We start from the raw sequence: 16955 nt of genomic DNA, 5'->3' as shown, positions 1-16955 counted from the left end.
TCCCGGAACCGCTGCACACTTCCAGGCGACATGCATTAGAAGTGTATCACCAGCCCCAACATCGGGCCCTGCTGGACGACGTCGAAGACAAAGTCGTCGTTGCTGTAATCCACCCCGAGCGCGCGGTACCCGGCAACGGCCGAGACGTTGTCGGCGAACCGGTAGCCGATCGCAGCGGCAACGTCCCAATCGAGGTCAGCGCCGCCGGCGCCGACAAGTCCCCAGCCGGTCAGGTAGACCTCCGGGGTAATGGCGTAGGTGCCTTTGAAGCCGACCAAGCCGTCCACCCAGGTTGCGCTATCCGTTCTGGAGCGCCCGTCCAGAATGCCGCCGTGGAAGGAAAGCTCGCTTTCCACGGACCAGACACGCAGGCCGCCGACGACATCCAGCCGCGCGGAACTGTCTTCGAAAACGGCATAACCGGCGCCGAGGAAGCCTGCGAAGGTCTCACTCGAGAGCTCGACATCGGTTGCTAGAAACCCTTTCGGGGTGCCGGCTTGACCCGAAATCTTCGTGTACATCACATCGCCAACAATGCTGTAGGGGCCATAGCGGGCTTCCCCGATCGCCATGGCACCAAAATCCAGATGATCGAAGATCTCGCTGAAGCTCGCGTCGACATGCACCTCCGGCAGCCCGAACTGGGCGACATCTCCTGACAGGCCCGCCATCCACAAGTATGGCGCGAACGAGAATGTCCAGCCGCTTTCCGTCGTGGTCTGCTTAACCTCCGGCGTCATTGGCGAGCGGATGTCCGCTGCCATGGCGCCGCCGGCAAGGAGGCAGCCCGCGACGGCTGCCAGAGTGCGCTTCAAGCGAGATTTCATGAAGTCCCCCGATCATGTTCGCCCCCGCGAACAAACTAGATTGGCATCCCATCCGATCATGCTCGAAGACCCGCGATTTGGCCAAACAATTTTCGAGACGCCGTATTATAGCGTCGCTGCCGGGCTACAGTTTTCCGGGTTTTTCCTGGTTTTGCACTATCTTCGACAATCGAAGGGGCGCGTTACTTGACCGAGGCGCCGGTCGATCCTGCGGGCTCCTTTTGCGCCAGCCGAATGCTTCAATCCGTTGCTTTGGCGCCGGGTCAGAGGATCTTCAATTGCTGCAGGCTGAGGCGCAGGTCCCGCAGCATTTCGCCGAAGATCTCCTCGATCGTTCCCGTCGACCAGACGACCATGGTGCCATAGGGCGAGCGCTTGCGCTGCATGAAGCCGGCCGTCTCGAAATCGATCAGCGTCTTGCGGCAGGTCTCGCTCGACATAACCGCCACCAGGAAACGGGCGAGATTGGACTGGTCGATGGCGCCGGATTTCTCCGCCCAGTTCTGGATCAGCCGCGGCTTGGTGTCGGCGGTGAACATCGAGGCGAGCGCGCGATCCTGCGACAGCCCCAGGCGCTGCAGCTTGGCCGGATCGCGGGTGAGCGAAACCACGTAATCATTGTGCAGATCGGCGAAGCGCTCGATATCCTCTGCCGTGTTGATGCCGAAGACCTTCATCGAATAGAGGAATTCGGCCATCAGATAGGTCGGCTCGGAGCGCAGTTGCGCCAGGTGCTTGTCATCGGTGCTTTGCGAGGCGGCGCAGACGCGATCGGAGAAGCCTATCCTTGCGGCGCGCACCTGCTCCAGCAGGCTGATATCGAGCGCCAGTTCGTCACCGTTCCATTCCAGCATAAGCATTTCCCGCCAGCAAATCTTCGAGACGATGTTCTTGTACTATCGCCGGCGCCAATCTCCAAATCGTTTGGAAAGCAACGGCTTGCTGACAAGGCGCATCTATCTTACCATTTCGAAGACTTGACGGTCAGAGAAGGCCGAGCCGGCCTGACATCGTCCTGTTCGGGGGTCGAGGACATGCGTAGTTTTGGGTCGCATATTCTGATTGCCGCGGCACTTGCGGTCGCCTCGCCGGTTTTTGCCAAAGACACGACGATTATAGAGCTTCGCAGCGGCGATGGCGGCCGCTCGGTCGGCATTATTTCCGCCAGTGAGGAAGTCGAGGCATCGGGACCTGCGGCGATCACCGTCGGCGACGACGGCACCATCTATATTCTCGACCAGAACAATGGCCGCGTGCTCGCCATCGACGCCGAGCGCTCGCAGGCCGAGCCCGAAATCCTGCCGCTGCCGGAAAATGCCACCCCGGAAGATCTCGCCGTCGTCCACAACGAACTCTACCTCTGGTCGGACGGTGTCGTGCCGCTCGAACGCTCCACCGAGGCCGATGGAAGGTCGCAGACGCTGCGCGCGGTCGATGGCGGCGATGCCGACGATTACACCCGCTCGGTCTTCGCCTCGATGGGCTCGGTGCCGCCGGGGCCGCTGAACAGCATCGTCGACGAGATCGGCCGCAGCACCAGCCGGCCGGCGGCCCGCCCGCCGGTCATTCAATATGTGCCGAGCCGCGGGCTCGGCGATATCGTCGCCGAAGTCTCGGCTGCAAACGACAAGGCGGAGATCCTGCTGCGACGCAGCAGCTCGGAGGAGAATTTCCTGTCGCTGCCACTGACTGCCGAGGGCCGCATCGGCACCGTCGAACTTCTCGACATCGACACCACGGGCAGACCCTATGCGCTGGTCGAACTCGTTCCCGCCGATCAGGCGGAGCGCACCGGCATGCTGGTGGTGCGCTTCGCGCCGAACGGGGCGATCGACCGGGTCTACGACCTGCCGATCGACCCCGGCACGGTCTTTTCCAGGCGTTTCGTGGCGATCGGTCCGCGCGGCGACGTGCTCTATCTCAAATCGCAGGAAAGCCGGGCGCAGGTGCTGCGGCTCGACGGCCGCGACCCTGGCCGAAAGCTTGCCGTCGCGCGGCCGGCAAAACCGCTCAATGCCGGCAAGCCGGGCAAGGCGCCGAAACTGGCGATCGTGCCGAAGTCGCGCAGCGACGTCATCGAGCGGGCGATCGGCTTCGAGACGCTGAACTGGCTGGTGACATCAACCGCCTATGGCAAGGACCCGGGCCCCGGCTGCATCAACATGAACCGGCTGCGCCGGCCGATCTATCTGATCGGCAAGCGCGGCCAGACGGTGAAGGGCGTTCCCTATTGCTGGGGCTGCAAGACCCGGCTCGAGGATTTCATGGACGGCGTCGAAAAGGGCCAGACCGCCGGCAATGTCTGCACCAAGAGCGCGCCGCAATCCAATATCCTCGGCGTCGACTGCTCCGGCTTCGTCAGCGACGCCTGGGGCCTGAAGATGCACGTGACGACGCGCGCCATTCCCGGCATCACCAAGCGCCTCTCCGACCCCTGGTCAATGCGGCCGGGCGACGCGCTGAACAAGCCGGGCTCGCATGTGCTCTTGTTCATGCGCTTCACCGCCGATAGGAAGGTGGAAGTGATGGAGGCCTCGCCGAACGCCTGCAAGGGCCGCGTTTGCCGCAACACCTATTCGCTCGGCAGCCTGCTGATGCGCGGCTACCAGCCGGTGCGCTTCAAGGGGCTGGATGGGTAAAGGTGTGGTGGAAACTGGGATCGCACCTTATTATTGGAGGCGAGCGGACCACATTGCTGACGCGGGTGTCCACGCTGTGATTTGCCACTTCCGCTACCTCGTTCTCGGTCATACCAGACCTTGAGCCGAGAATCCACGCGGCCGCCACCGGCGGTTGCGGCATGGGCCTCGGATTCCTTCCGCCTGCCGGTCAGCCGCGTGGTCGAACTGGGGTCGCGTCTTGCTATCTGAGGCGTGCGAACCACCTTCCTAACGCGGGTGTCCACGCTGTGATTGCCTCTTCCGCCACCTCGTTCTCCGTCATGCTCGGCCCTGAGCCGAGCATCCACACCACATCCACCAGCGGTTGTGGCGTGGATCCTCGGCTCAAAGCCGAGGATGACGGAGCTTGGGGGATGCGTTTCCGCCGAACTCACTCACCTACCTCGTGTTTTCAGATGCGCGGCACTGTCGGCGCCAGCCGCAGCTAGGGGCCTGAGGTGATGATGCCGCGATGCCTGAGGTTGATCAAATCGCGGCCCGAAAGCGATGGTTGTCCGGACATCGACTAGGGTAAAAGGTGTAAAGCGTCCAAACAGCGTCGTTTGTCACTGATCTGGCAGGAAACCAAGACTCCGCGTCTCACCGGAGTCTTGTGGGGTCAGTCGACGGCTTTCTCGATCATACTGCGGAGAGAACGAAACCTTCTGAAGATACGGCTTGTTTCCGTCGGCGGCAGCTTGCGGCGTTAACCGAGAGCGCTACCGCTATGGCGCTCGCTCCTGACGTAGCCAGCGAAATACCTTCTTCTAGAGAAACCATATCGATGTCGAGATCTGCATAATTCACCATATAATACCCTGACGCAGTCTGCATGACTGCGTCAGGCCGGATCAAAAGCAAGTCCTGGGCCACTGTTCCGATAAAAAGCGGGCCACCCCAAACATAGCGGAATGCGTAGATTGGAATTCCGGAGGGTGAGGTGCCGATGCGACGAACTTGCGTCTTCAAGCGGCGATCTGAACCGTCCCACCCCCCACTGGGGCCACCGCTGTCTGAACCCCCAGAGTCAGAGCCGCCCCCCATGCCACCGCCAGAACTGGAATTTCCACCAGAACCATTTTCAGAGCGGACAAAAGCCGGTTCATTGCTCCTGGCGGCTACCCTTCTGACGGTGGGCGTTCGTTTTTTCGCTGTCGGCTGTGTATTGACGGTCGGTTCTTCACTGGCGAACAATGTCCGGGCGCCAGGATCGAAGATGCAGCTCTGCAGGATTGCGCCTGAGCCTGCGATGAATGTCGAGCACATTAGCACGCGGATGATTGGATTGCTGTTCATGTAGGGCGCCCCCATGTCGCCTTTTTAGAAGAGATCGTACCTTGGATTTCGCTTGACCCATGTCGCTTTGGCGAGCTTGACGAGCCTGTCATCCAGCGACTTTGACTTGGGAAGTGCTTTTTGCTCCTGAGCACTTAGCTCGGCGACAAAGCTTGCCTCTGCTTTCTTCTTCGCGGCAGTAGGTAGTGACTTGAGTCCCGCTAGAGCTTGGTTCTTCGGATCCCCTGTTCTCGGCATGTTGACGGCGGTTGCGAGCGCAAAATAACGCGCCGCAATTGCCGTGCTCTCCGGGTCTGCGACCTCGTCCTTTGCTAGTCTGGCGCGGTCGAGCGCTCCCCAGTAGTCACCACGTTCTGCGCCCATCTCCAGCCACTTTATCGCGGCCGACTTGTCGGCGACAACGCCGATGCCGTCTCTGTACATGCGGCCGAGGTTGGTCGGCGCATAAGGCTGGCCGCCTTCTGCTGCTTTGGTGAAAAGCTCCAGCGCTTTGTTGAGATCCTGAGGCACGGCTTTTCCGAACCGGTAAACCAAGGCCAGGTTATTCATTGAATAGATATCGTTGCGTTCGAGGCCTGCCTCGTAGAAACGAATGCCGCGCTCCGGATCGGCGGGAACGTTGACTCCATTGAGGAAAATATAGCCGAGTTCGTTCATTGCGAATGTATGGCCGAGATCAGCCGATTGCAGCATGAGCTTGAGACCTTGCTGGGTATCGGCCTTAATTCCGCGTCCATAGAAGAGGCTCTTGCCATAGGCGTATAGTGCGTAAGGGTCGTTCTTCTTGGCTCCTGCCTGGACAATTTCATTCGCTTTCGCGGGATTGGCCGGCACAGACGCACCAACGATATACAGGCTGGCAAGCTGCTCGATCGCCCGGACATGCCCGGCATCCATCGCCTTCTTGATCGTCGCAAAAGCCGTCTTGGTGTCGCGGTTGGCAAGCTGGGCGCGGCCGAGCTGGTAGACGAAGCGCGCCACCTTGGGATAGGCCTTGATCGCGTCGGTGCAGGCCGGCAGGGCCTCATCGGGGTCAATCTCGTTCGGCAGCTTGCCTGCTGTGACGCCCTGCAGGTCGAGGGGGGCGGCGGCGGCGGTGTCGCAGGCGTCGAGCGTCGGCTTAAAGGTGATGGTGGCGGGCGGCAGGTCGTCGTTGGCGGCCTGCAGCGTCAGGGCGAGAGGCTGGGTTTCGGTGCCGATCCCCGGCTCGTAGGAAAGGGCTGGAATATCGGCGGCTTCAAGCACGTGGCCGAGCCCGATCACCCGGTCGCCGGCGCGCAGCGTGCCCTTGTCGGGCAGGGCCGCGACCTTGAAGGTCATCTCGGTGGCCGATGCCGGTACGTCAGGCAGGCCGGCCTCGACCGGGCCGACGCCGATCGTCGTGTCGACGTCGCGCGGCAGCGCCTTCAAATAGGCATCCGCATCGGCAAGCCGCACCTGCTTTTGCTGTTCGAGCTGGGCGAGCTTGGCGCCGGCATCCGCCGAGACGGTGATCGCGACGACGCCTTGCGTCGCCTGGCCGTAGGGATCGCTGACGGTGTAACCGATCAGGCCGACGGTGCCGGCGTTAACGCCTGATGAATCATAGGTCAGCGCCGTCAGCGCTGCGGCCGGCATCTTGGCGCCCTGTTCGACCGGCTTACCGTCGAAGCTGAGCTTGCCGGTCTGCGGCAGCTGGTTGAGGGTGACGAGCAGCGCCGAGCCGGTCTCGTCATGCGGCGGGGCGATCGTCAGCTTCGTGGCGGCAGCCCCTTCCGGCACGCTCACCTGCTGCATCGCCTCGACGCTCGGCGGCGGCGGCGCCGGAATGAAATAGAAGCTGTCCATCAGCGAGGAGTTTTCCCACGGGACCTGCTTGCCGTTGGTCATGGCGATCACGTCGCGGCGCACATCGGTCAGGACCTGGCGGATTTCCTTGTTGGGTTCGCTGGCGCGTTTGATGAAGGATTCGGAATAGGGGCTGAGCGCACCGGTACCGTCGAGCGCCACCTGGCCCGGTTCGGTGGAAAAGGCGATCAGGCTGCCGAGATCGCTGTCGATGCGGGCAAGGCCGCGGGTGGCGCCGACCGGCTCCAGTTTTTCCGCCATCCAGAATTTCTGGGCGTTGAAGGGATTGTTGCGGCAGGCATCGAGGAAGATCAGCTGCACCCGCGAATTCTGCTTGAGATGGTTGAGGATGAGGTCGAGCGGCATGGTCTGCGTCTCGACGTCATAGGGCGTCTCCAATGTCGCATCGACCGGCACCAGGAAATTCTGCCCGCCGACCTGGATGCCGTGCCCCGAATAATAGATCAGGCCGGCCTCGGCATTGCTGGTCGAACGCAGAAACCGGCGCACCGTATCTTCAAGGCCGATGCGGTCGACATTGACGCCGATCGTCACGTCGAAACCGGCCGCGCGCAGCGTCGTCGCCACCTCTTCGACATCATTGGCGGGATTGGGAAGCGAGGGCAGTGTCTTATAGACCGAGTTGCCGATGACCAGCGCGACGCGGCGGCCGTTTTCACCTTCGGTGATGGCGGCATATGCGGTGGCCGTCGACAGCAGTATTGCTGCGATGGTCAGCAGATAGGCGCATAGTCTCCGGATGTGATGAAACTTCGGCATGGCTCGATCGCAAACATTCTATTGTTTAAGTTCAATAAAATTTGCTGGCCTGCTGGTGCTGGGCCCCCTCCGCATTCACCGTTTGAAAATATTCCTCACTGCTAAAAAAAGCAAGCTTCGCCCGCCTCCAAGTGAATTGGAGCAGTCCCGTCAGATTGGAAGCCCGTCGGCTGCGGGAAAGACTGTCGGCGTCAAGACATTAGCCTGCGGCCGGCAGCCGATACGTCAATTCTGATGACCTATTCTTCGGGCCCTTCCTCGGTCAGCTTTGACGCCGCGCACTGAGCTCATGCAGCCGCCAGATATCGTTTCCTCAAGAATGCCGTCTCATTGCGATGGTTTTCCTTGCCGTTCTCGACTAGCCATAGGTGTTATAGTCGTTTCGAATTCGTCGGTCCTTTGGGGGGCAACACTTGCAGAGAAGGCTCGCAGCTATTCTGATAGCGGACGTCGTCGGCTATTCGCGTTTAGTCGAGGCGGACGAAAACGGAACGCTTGCGGCTCTCGGCAGCTTGATGACGTCGTCGATACGTCCGGTCATCGCCGCTCATGCTGGACGTGTCGTCAAACTCATGGGCGATGGTCTGGTCGCGGAGTTTACCTCCGTGGTCGAAGCTGTTTCCTGTGCCGTCGCCATGCAGAATTCCGTGGCGAGCCAACAGCGTCTCGTCGATGCCACCAGCAAGATCGTCTTTCGCGTCGGAATCAATCTCGGCGACGTCGTGGTAGACGGTGACGACATCCTAGGGGATGGCGTCAATGTGGCGGCGCGACTGGAGCAAATGTGCCCGCCGGGAGATGTTCTGATCTCCGGTGCAGCCTATGAACATCTGCAGGGCAAAATCGACGCCACGATCGAGTACGTGGGCGAGCAACGCCTGAAGAACATCGCGCGCTCTATAAAGGCGTATCATCTGCCGTTGAGCGGAGCGAAGTTTGCCGTTGCGAGCGCCCCAAAATCCACCGGCCCAGCCATCGCCGTCCTTCCCTTTGAAAACATGGGCGGTGACCCTGAACAGGCGTATTTCAGCGATGGAATGACCGAAGACATCATCATCGAGCTTGCCAGGTTCACCGAACTCATGGTGATCGCAAGAACCTCGTCCTTCGCGTTGGGCGGCCGGACGGGTGACTTGCGGGAGATCGGTCGCATTCTCGGCGCGGATTACGTGGTCGAGGGTAGCGTCAGACGATCGGGCAACCGGATCCGGATCACGGTGCAGCTTGTCGAAACGAAAGGCGGCACTCATCGCTGGGCCGAGCGCTACGATGCGTCCATGGAGGATATCTTCTCTACCCAGGAAGAGATCGCCCGCAGCATCGTGGCCATGGTCGCCCAACGCGTCATCGACGACAACGAGATCACCTCCCGAAGACGCCGCCTGGAAGACATGCGAGCCTACGATCTCTTCCTACAGGGCAACCGCCTCTCCGACGACTTCCGGCCGGGAGCCCAGGAGCGCGCCGAGGCGTTGTTTGAAAGCGCTGCCAAGGCGGACCCTACCTTCGCACGCGCCCATACCGGTCTCGCCTATATCTACCTTAACCGCGCCTCGGACGGCGGCCTCGGTATCCCCAGGGAACGGGACGATAACCGGATCAAGGCTCTTCGATCCGCCGAAGCGGCATTCGCCCTCGACCCGAGCGATCCCCGGGTGCAGTGCACTCTGGGTTACATTTGTTTGACCTGGCGAGACTTCAAAAGGGCGGAGCATCATCTCGACCTCGCAAAGGCGATGAATCCCAATGATGCGACCATTCTGATCCTGTGGGCGTGGATGCAGGGATCACTGGGGCAGCCGCTCAAAGGCTTGGCCGGCGCCGAGGTCGCGTACCGGCTGAACCCGCTCCATCCCCGTTGGTACAATTACTACAAATCCCGTCTTCTGTTCCTTGTGGAACGATACAGCGAAGCCGCGGCGCTACTGGAGCAGCGAACGTTCGACACGCCCGAGATAGAGCCGCGCGACATGGCATGGCGCGCAGCCGCCTACGGTCACCTCGGTCGGATCGATGATGCCAAGAAGTGCGGACAAATCTTTCTTGATGCGGTTGCGACAAGATGGTGCGGAGCGTCGATGGCAGGTCCCGCCGACTACGTCAACTGGCTCGTCGATGTCTCGTATCTGAGTGACGAGCATGATGTGATGCGGCTCCGCGAGGGATTAAGGCTCGCTGGTTTGCCGGGATGAGCATGCCGCCGTATCGGCGGCGGTTAATACCCGATCCCGCACGACGCCCCCATGCAGCGCGGCGCTAACCCCGAAACGTATAGTTGCTGATCGAGGCCGGTTTCATCTCGATCGAGAAGCCCGACCGAGAGGGCGGCATATAGGCGGCGTTCTCAATCCGGCAGGGGTCGAGGAAGTGTTCGTGCAGGTGATCGACATATTCGATGACGCGGCCGTCCTTGATGCCCGAGACGGCGATGTAGTCGATCATCGACAGATGCTGGACATATTCGCAAAGGCCGACACCGCCGGCATGCGGCCAGACCGGCAGGCCGAATTTGGCGGCGATCAGCAGCACCGAGAGAACCTCGTTCAGCCCGCCCATCCGGCAAGAATCGATCTGGACGATGTCGATCGCGCCCTCGGCGATGAACTGCTTGAACATGATGCGGTTCTGGCACATTTCGCCGGTCGCGACCTTCACGGGCGCGATCGCCTGGCGGATCTTGCGGTGGCCGGCGACATCGTCGGGGCTTGTCGGTTCCTCGATGAAGAAGGGCTTGGCCGGGGCAAGCGCCTTGACCCAGTCGATCGCCTGGCCGACATCCCAGACCTGGTTGGCGTCGATCATCAGGTAACGATCGGGACCGATCACCTCGCGGGCAATCCTCAGGCGGCGGATATCGTCTTCCAGGTCGCGGCCGACCTTCATCTTGATATGGTTGAAGCCGGCGTCGATCGCCTCTTGGCAAAGGCGGCGCAGTTTCTCGTCTTCATACCCGAGCCAGCCGGCCGAGGTGGTGTAGCAGGCATAACCCTCCTTTTCGAGGATGGCGATACGTTCGGCCTTGCCGGTTTCGGCGCGCTTCAGGATCTCGACGGCCTCCTCACGCGTCAGCACGTCGGTGAGGTAGCGGTAATCGACGATATCGGCGATCTCTTCAGGCGACATCTCGGCGACCAGCCGCCAGACCGGTTTTCCCGCCTGTTTGGCAAGCAGGTCCCAGATGGCGTTGACGACGGCGCCGGTCGCCAGATGAATGGCGCCCTTTTCCGGGCCGATCCAGCGCAGCTGGCTGTCGCTGGTCAGATGCCGCCAGAATTTGCCGGGATGGGCGAGCACCTCGGCAAGCTCGGTGCCGACGACGAGATGGCGCATCGCTTCGATCGCCATGCAGCAGATGTCGTTGCCGCGGCCGATGGTGAAGGTCAGGCCGTGGCCGGCAAGATCGGGCGTATCCGTATCGAGAATGACATAGGCGGCCGAATAATCCGGGTCCGGGTTCATCGCATCCGACCCATCCAGGCTTTGCGACGTGGGAAAGCGGAGATCGAAGACACGAAGGTCGGTAATGCGGGTCATGGTCTATTCTCCGTTAACGGGATCGGCTGCAGGAGGGGCCGGATCGGCCGGCTGCGTGCCGGGCCACATCGCTGAATCGGCTCAGATCGTCCAGCCGCCGTCGATGGCGATCGCCTGGCCTGAGGTGTAGGTGGCGCCGGCAAGATAGACGGCGAGATCGGCGATCTCCTCGGGCGAGCCGAGCCGGCCCATCGGCTGGCGGGCGATGAAGGCGGCGCGGGCGGCGTCATAATCGCCCTGCGCGCGCATGCGGTCCTGCAGCGACGGGCTTTCCACCGTGCCGGGGCAGATGGCGTTGCAGCGGATGCCTTCGGCGACATAATCGGCGGCGACGGATTTGGTCAGCCCGATGACGGCGGCCTTGGTGACGCCGTAGGCGAAACGGTTCGGCACGCCCTTGATGCTGGAGGCGACCGAGGCCATGTTGATGATCGAGCCGTCCTTGCGCTCCAACATGCCGGGCAGCACGGCGCGGATGGTGCGGATCATCGCCTTGACGTTGAGGTCGAGGGCAAATTCGAAATCGGAATCCTTCATCTCCAGGATCGAGCCAGCATGCACGAAGCCGGCGCAGTTGAAGAGCACGTCGACCGCGCCGATCTCGGCGACGAGGGCCTTCACCGCATCCTCTTCGAGCACGTTCAGCTGATGGGTGGAAACGCCGGTTTCCGCGGCTAACGTCGCCAGCGCCTCGGTATTGATGTCGGTCGCGTGGACCTTGGCGCCGGCCGCGGCAAAGGCTGTCGCCGTCGCCCGGCCGATACCCTGGCCGGCGGCGGTGATGAGAACGGTCTTGCCGGAAAGTCTGTTTGTCATGTCACGGGGCCTTTTCTGGAATTGTCTGCGCGGAACGATGGAATGCGTTTTGTCTGACGAAGGCGGGGCTCACCCTTTCCCATTTTGCGCGCTGTGACCGCCCTGCGGCAAGAGAATGCTGGCAGCCTGCCGCCTGGTTTCGTTTCGGAAGCGCGCTAGATCTCACCGGATGTCAAGTCACGTCTTCAGCTATGATTTGTCTGTTTATAGACAAACAGACGATTAGCCAAGGGTCAAGCGCAAACTTTTCCTTTTCCGGCTGCTGTTCTGCGTATATGCAGAATGATATTCACAGGAGGAAGGAATGGAGACCGAGGAGTCAGACCGCTATCGCGCTCCGGCGCTCGACAAGGGCCTCGATATCCTGGAATTGCTCGCCGGCGTCGACAGCGGCCTCACCCAGGCCGATATCGCCAAGCGGCTCGATCGCAGCCCCAACGAATTCTACCGCATGCTCGACCGCCTGGTGCGCCGCGGTTACGTTACCCGGCTGGATGGCGACCGTTATTCGCTGACGCTGAAGCTCTTCGGCCTGGCGCAATTGCATACGCCGGTGCGCCGGCTTGCTTCCTATGCGACGCCACTGATGCGCGATCTCGCCCAGCGCACGCGCCAGGCCAATCACCTCGCCGTCTTCGACCGCGGTGCGGCTGTCGTCATTGCCCAGCAGGAGGCGCCGGACTATTGGGGCTTCTCGATCCGCATCGGCGCCCATATCAGCCTGTTCGACACCGGTTCGGGGCACGTGCTGCTGGCCTTCCGCAGCGCGGAGGAGCGGGAGATGATGATCTCGGAACATGTGCGCAGCCGCGCGGAGATCGAACTTGGGCCCGATTTTTACGATCGTCTCGACCAGATCCGCGAACGCGGCTACGAGATGATGGCAAGCGCCCAGACATCGGGTGTCTACAATCTTTCCGCGCCCGTTCTCGGGCCGGACGGGCGCTGTATCGCCGCCCTTACCTGCCCCTTCATCGCGCTTGTCAACGCACCCACCGCGCCCGATATCAGCCAAGCGACCATGCTGGTGCAAAAGGCGGCCCACCAGCTTTCGCTGCTTGCCGGCGCCGACGTCGCAAGCCCAGCCTGAGGGGCGGCAATTTTTATTTGAACAATCCATTCACCAGGGATAGCGTGCGGCACAGCCTGTCCTGGAGGAGAAAAGCGTGCTCATCGACACTCATCTGCACATTATCGATCGCTCGGCGCTGCCCTATCCCTGGCTTTCCCAGGTGGCCGATCTCGATCATGATTTTCTCTACGAGACCTACGCGGCCGAGGCGCGGCGCTGCGGCATCACCACGGTGCTGCATATGGAGGTCGACGTCGATCCCGCCGCCATGCAGGCCGAGACCGACCATATCGCCGGCATCGCCAAAAAGACAGGCAGCCTGATTGCCGGCGCCATCGTCTCTTGCCGGCCGGAGGAAGAAGGCTTTGCCGCGTACCTGGAGCGGCAGCAGGACGATCCGTTCGTCAAGGGGTTCCGCCGCGTGCTGCATGTCGTGCCCGACGACGTGTCGGAAGGCGCCCTGTTTCGCGAAAACATCCGCCGCATCGGCGGCAGCGGCCTAACCTTCGACCTTTGCACATTGCCGCACCAGGCGGGCCGCGTCGCAACCCTCGTCGATCTCGCCCCGGATGTGCAGTTCGTGCTCGACCATTGCGGCGTGCCCGATATCCGCTCCGATGCCTACGAGCCGTGGAAGGCCGGCATCTCGGAGATCGCGAGGCGACCGAATGTCGTCTGCAAAGTCTCCGGCGTCGTTGCCTATGCCGATGCCGAGACATGGACGGCGCAGACGCTCAGGCCCTATATCGAGCATGTCATAGCAAGCTTCGGTTGGGATCGCGTCGTCTGGGGCAGCGACTGGCCGGTCTGCACGCTCGGCGGCGGGCTTTCCACCTGGGTCGCTGCGACCCATGCCGTGCTGTCCGGCAGCAGCGAGGCGGAGCGCTCCAGGCTGCTTTTTGCCAATGCGCAGCGCCTCTGGTCGCTTTGACGTCACAAAATCACATGATGTGCTGTGCCTTACAAAAGTGCTACTCTGGCATGTCTTTTGCTTCTGTAAGGATGAAGCGACGCAGTGTATCGGTTTGGGACGACTTACCGCCGAGCAATTGCTAGCTTTAGCCATCTCAGGTAAAAGTTGTCTGACACGGATTTGGCGAATAACTTCAGTCCGTGTCCTCAGGAGGGAAAAAATGAAAGAAGAACCGCATTCCGTCGACGTTCACGTCGGAAAGACTATCCGTATCCAGCGTCTATTGAGAAAAGTATCTCAGACGGAACTGGGCGACCGTGTCGGCGTAACGTTCCAGCAGATCCAGAAATACGAAAAGGGTTCCAACCGCGTTTCCGCCAGCATGCTGGTTGAAATCGCCGGCGCGCTGAAGGTCGACGTCAGGACATTTTTCGACGATCTGTCGTCCCCCGATACGGCCAACGACAACCCGGCTCCCAGCGAGGAATTCATTATCTCGCGCGAAGGCGTGCTTCTCAATGCGGCGTTCTTTTCGATCAAGAACGAAGCTCTTCGCAAGAAGATCCTGAAGCTCGTCCAGGCGATTGCCCATACCGAACAGTTGGACGGCGAAGCGGCCGAATAGGCCGGTTATCCCCCAGGCGATCCGCATGAGGGTCAGTGGCGATCGATCAGGATCAGATTCTCGCTGGCGTCCTTCATTGCGATCTTGGCTTTGCTGCCGAGCAGTTTCTCGAGATTGACGTCTAGTTCCCTGTCGGGATCTATGCCGTCCCAATCGATCACGACCTGCAGCAGCGCCATGTTCGTCAGGTGCATCAGATTCCGCAGCTGAAGCTTTTCAGCCTCCTCCTTGGCTGCCGACAGCAGCCGGAAGATCCTTGCGTATTCGCTGCCTGTACCTTCGTTGCGTTGTTCAAACATCGTTCCCGCCCCTTTGGCCGTGAAACCGTACGATTCCATTACCAATGCATTTTCCGCGGTGACCGTTATTCGAGCGTTACAGGAACCGCATTGCGCGTGACTTCGGCGTGCAGCAGCTCCCAATGCGAGGTCGCGGCAAAGCGCCAGTCACGGTTGACGGGCAGGAATTCGTCCCGGCGCAGCCAATCCAGCACCAGCCGGGCGTCGTTGCGCTTGCGTTCGACACGATGCTGGCGGACAGCGGCGAGGATCTGGTCGCGGCGCGGCTTGCGGAAATGGCACTCGTCGACGACCTTGGCATAGGTGCGCTCGGAAAAATGCAGGAAACGGCCGGCAAGCAGCAGTTTCTTGCGCTCGCTGGACGAGATCTCACCACTGGTCAGAAGCGCCTCGATCGTCGGCTCGAAATCGACCCAAGGCACGGAGAGCGGCAGCCAGCCAAGCGCCTGCGGCGCATGCACCAGCGCGACGGCCTCATCGTCGAGCAGCCGTCCGGCCTCGTAATCCTCGAAGATCGAGCCGAGCCCGACCATGCCGAACGGCGCGCATTCGGCCGCCCGCAACGCGCCCATGCTGGCCCCGCCGGCAACGGCGACATCGTGCTCGAGCGCGAACAGAATTTCCTTGTGCCAGACCGAAGGCAGATCGCCGAAATATCCGTCGACGAGACCGATGGCGGTGGCGCCGTCGTGAACGGCCTTCAGGATGTCGCCGCAGGCAGCCGGCGGCCGGAAATCGATGCGAGGGGATGTGGCTCTTACCGCGGCGAGATCGCTGCCAAGGCTCGGACCGACGAACAGCACCTTCATGATTGGGCTCCCCTCATGGTGTTGACCGCCCGCATGCCGAGCTGGATGTACTGGCCGGAGATATCGACCTCCAGGCCCGGCACGATGACCCTGACGACGGAGACCGGCAGAGCCTGGTGCTCAAACGGCACGACGACGATCTGCTCGATGCCGGTCGCCGCCAGCCGGCCGGCGATATGGCCGATGGTTTCCTGGATCGTCGCCGGGCGGCTCTGACGCGGCTGGAAGGCGCGCATACGGCCGCCACCCTCGCAAAGTTCGACCACCTGCTGCATCGCCGCGCTCTGGTCGAGCCGCTGATAGACGCGCGGCGAGAAATCGTCGCGGCTGCCGGCAATTGCGGTCAGCCGGCTCTGCGCCGCTTCGGTGATGGCGCGCAGCGCGGCGCGCACGGGATCGGGATGGCAGCCGCAGCCGCCGCAAACATGGGCCCAGCGTGCATCGACACGGTCGGAAAGATTGCCGGGCATGATGACGGCGAGAAAGGCGGGAACGCCGATATCGGTGGTCATGTCGAGGAGCAGCAGCCGCATGCCGGCGCGCGCGATCCGGTCGGTCATGACATCGATGACTGCGTCGCCGAAGGAGGCGGGATCGATGCGGCTCTCCTTCAGCCGCTCGGGCGATTTCAGCTGGGTCAGGGCCCAGGCGTCGCGCTCCACCAGTTCGCAGAGCCCGTGCAGGACGGCTTCGGACGGCGTGTTGCCGGAGGCTAGCCCATCGCTCGACTGCTCGAAACCCGGCGGTCTTTCGCCGCGATGGTCGAGGCCGACAAGCCACCAGGGCACGAAGACGCTGCTGCCGGAAAGGATGTCGAGCCCGGAACACCAGGGAATGGGTCCGCTGCCGATCTCGTCGGGCGCGCAGCGGGCAACATTGTCGAGATCGATCATGGCGGCATTTTCCGCCCGCATACCGGCGACGGTCGCCTGCGTCAGGTCGGCGGGCGGGATTTCGGCGATCCGTGTTTCGATCGCTTCCATGGCGGCCGAGGTCATGGCGGCATCATTGTCGATGCCTTTGCCCTGGAAGACCGAGAGCGTATGGCTGTTCGGCCGCGTCGCAAAGGCAACGGGGATGTTCAAGACGTCGAGTGCGGTCAACAGGCCGACGCGCGTGATGCCGAATTCGCGCAGATGCGGCCTGATGGCCGCAAGTGTCTGAGCCGGCGTGACGGCGCGGTCGTGATAATCGCTGACGCCGGCCGATGATCGTTTGAGGTCACCGGCAAGCGTTTCAAGATCGGTGAAAACAGACATCCGTTTCTGTTCCTTAGCGGAACCTCAGCGCATGCGTCAGGCTCTCGAGCGCATTGGCGGAAACGCTGAGTTCGTCTTGTTTCATCGCTGCTCTGGCAGCTGCAGAGAAGCGCAGGGACTGGGTCTGAACTGCGGTGGTTTCAGCATTCGTCTTCATGTTCCATCTCCGATTGGTTGGGCAGCGCTTGCTGCCGTTAACCATCGGAGGGAAACATTGCCTACGTCATTTAAGCGTTAC

General features: G+C 61.7%; 15 protein-coding genes. 5 read left to right on the top strand and 10 right to left on the bottom strand.

The features are described 5' to 3' along the window. Positions 1 to 35: 35 nt before the first annotated feature. Both CO657_RS32185 and CO657_RS32180 read right to left on the bottom strand, forming a co-directional pair. On the bottom strand, positions 36 to 827 hold the full coding sequence (locus CO657_RS32185) for a hypothetical protein (RefSeq protein WP_054183991.1): 792 nt from the start codon (positions 825 to 827) through the stop codon (positions 36 to 38). A 263-nt stretch (positions 828 to 1090) separates the two neighbouring features. Beyond that, entirely contained in the window at positions 1091 to 1681 is a 591-nt protein-coding gene (locus tag CO657_RS32180; protein WP_054183992.1) for a hypothetical protein, read from the bottom strand. Positions 1682 to 1861: 180 nt separating this feature from the next. Between CO657_RS32180 and CO657_RS32175 the strand changes: the two genes are divergently transcribed. After that, positions 1862 to 3466: an NHL repeat-containing protein gene (locus tag CO657_RS32175; RefSeq protein ID WP_054183993.1), complete on the top strand. Its 1605-nt coding sequence runs from the start codon at positions 1862 to 1864 to the stop codon at positions 3464 to 3466. Positions 3467 to 4126: 660 nt separating this feature from the next. On the opposite strand, the gene CO657_RS32170 is transcribed toward CO657_RS32175, so the two are convergent. Both CO657_RS32170 and CO657_RS32165 read right to left on the bottom strand, forming a co-directional pair. Next, positions 4127 to 4783: a tail fiber domain-containing protein gene (locus CO657_RS32170; RefSeq protein ID WP_082366307.1), complete on the bottom strand. Its 657-nt coding sequence runs from the start codon at positions 4781 to 4783 to the stop codon at positions 4127 to 4129. 24 nt (positions 4784 to 4807) lie between these two features. Beyond that, positions 4808 to 7390, bottom strand: a complete 2583-nt coding sequence (locus tag CO657_RS32165; RefSeq protein WP_054183994.1) for a caspase family protein — start codon at positions 7388 to 7390, stop codon at positions 4808 to 4810. Positions 7391 to 7803: 413 nt separating this feature from the next. On the opposite strand from CO657_RS32165, the gene CO657_RS32160 reads away from it, so the two are divergent. Then, positions 7804 to 9582, top strand: a complete 1779-nt coding sequence (locus CO657_RS32160; protein ID WP_054183995.1) for an adenylate/guanylate cyclase domain-containing protein — start codon at positions 7804 to 7806, stop codon at positions 9580 to 9582. A gap of 64 nt (positions 9583 to 9646) precedes the next feature. Here CO657_RS32160 and CO657_RS32155 read toward each other — a convergent pair whose 3' ends face one another. Further along, on the bottom strand, positions 9647 to 10924 hold the full coding sequence (locus CO657_RS32155; RefSeq protein ID WP_054183996.1) for an L-fuconate dehydratase: 1278 nt from the start codon (positions 10922 to 10924) through the stop codon (positions 9647 to 9649). An 81-nt stretch (positions 10925 to 11005) separates the two neighbouring features. Next, positions 11006 to 11740: an SDR family oxidoreductase gene (locus tag CO657_RS32150; protein WP_054183997.1), complete on the bottom strand. Its 735-nt coding sequence runs from the start codon at positions 11738 to 11740 to the stop codon at positions 11006 to 11008. Positions 11741 to 12044: 304 nt separating this feature from the next. Here CO657_RS32150 and CO657_RS32145 point away from each other — a divergent pair, with 304 nt between their 5' ends. The 3 genes from CO657_RS32145 to CO657_RS32135 all read left to right on the top strand — a co-directional run bounded on the left by CO657_RS32145 (position 12045) and on the right by CO657_RS32135 (position 14350). Next, a complete protein-coding gene (locus CO657_RS32145; protein ID WP_054183998.1) occupies positions 12045 to 12830 on the top strand; it encodes an IclR family transcriptional regulator in 786 nt (261 codons plus the stop codon). A 76-nt stretch (positions 12831 to 12906) separates the two neighbouring features. After that, on the top strand, positions 12907 to 13743 hold the full coding sequence (locus CO657_RS32140; protein ID WP_054183999.1) for an amidohydrolase family protein: 837 nt from the start codon (positions 12907 to 12909) through the stop codon (positions 13741 to 13743). 202 nt (positions 13744 to 13945) lie between these two features. Then, positions 13946 to 14350: a helix-turn-helix domain-containing protein gene (locus CO657_RS32135; protein ID WP_054184000.1), complete on the top strand. Its 405-nt coding sequence runs from the start codon at positions 13946 to 13948 to the stop codon at positions 14348 to 14350. 32 nt (positions 14351 to 14382) lie between these two features. On the opposite strand, the gene CO657_RS32130 is transcribed toward CO657_RS32135, so the two are convergent. From CO657_RS32130 to CO657_RS36975, 4 genes are all read right to left on the bottom strand, one after another. Further along, positions 14383 to 14649 carry a hypothetical protein gene (locus tag CO657_RS32130; protein ID WP_003594963.1) on the bottom strand — a complete coding sequence of 89 codons (267 nt, stop codon included), beginning with the start codon at positions 14647 to 14649 and terminating at the stop codon, positions 14383 to 14385. A 65-nt stretch (positions 14650 to 14714) separates the two neighbouring features. Continuing rightward, positions 14715 to 15458, bottom strand: a complete 744-nt coding sequence (locus tag CO657_RS32125; RefSeq protein ID WP_012555396.1) for a TfuA-like protein — start codon at positions 15456 to 15458, stop codon at positions 14715 to 14717. Continuing rightward, entirely contained in the window at positions 15455 to 16717 is a 1263-nt protein-coding gene (locus CO657_RS32120; protein ID WP_054184001.1) for a YcaO-like family protein, read from the bottom strand. Before CO657_RS32120 ends, CO657_RS32125 begins: the two co-directional genes overlap by 4 nt. 13 nt (positions 16718 to 16730) lie before the next feature. After that, entirely contained in the window at positions 16731 to 16874 is a 144-nt protein-coding gene (locus CO657_RS36975; protein ID WP_164918697.1) for a hypothetical protein, read from the bottom strand. Between the last annotated feature and the right edge of the window lie 81 nt (positions 16875 to 16955).

This window comes from Rhizobium acidisoli (genome assembly GCF_002531755.2).
Lineage (GTDB): Bacteria > Pseudomonadota > Alphaproteobacteria > Rhizobiales > Rhizobiaceae > Rhizobium > Rhizobium acidisoli.
Note: the sequence above shows the minus strand (reverse complement) of the source record. Positions and strands in the feature narration are given on the sequence as shown.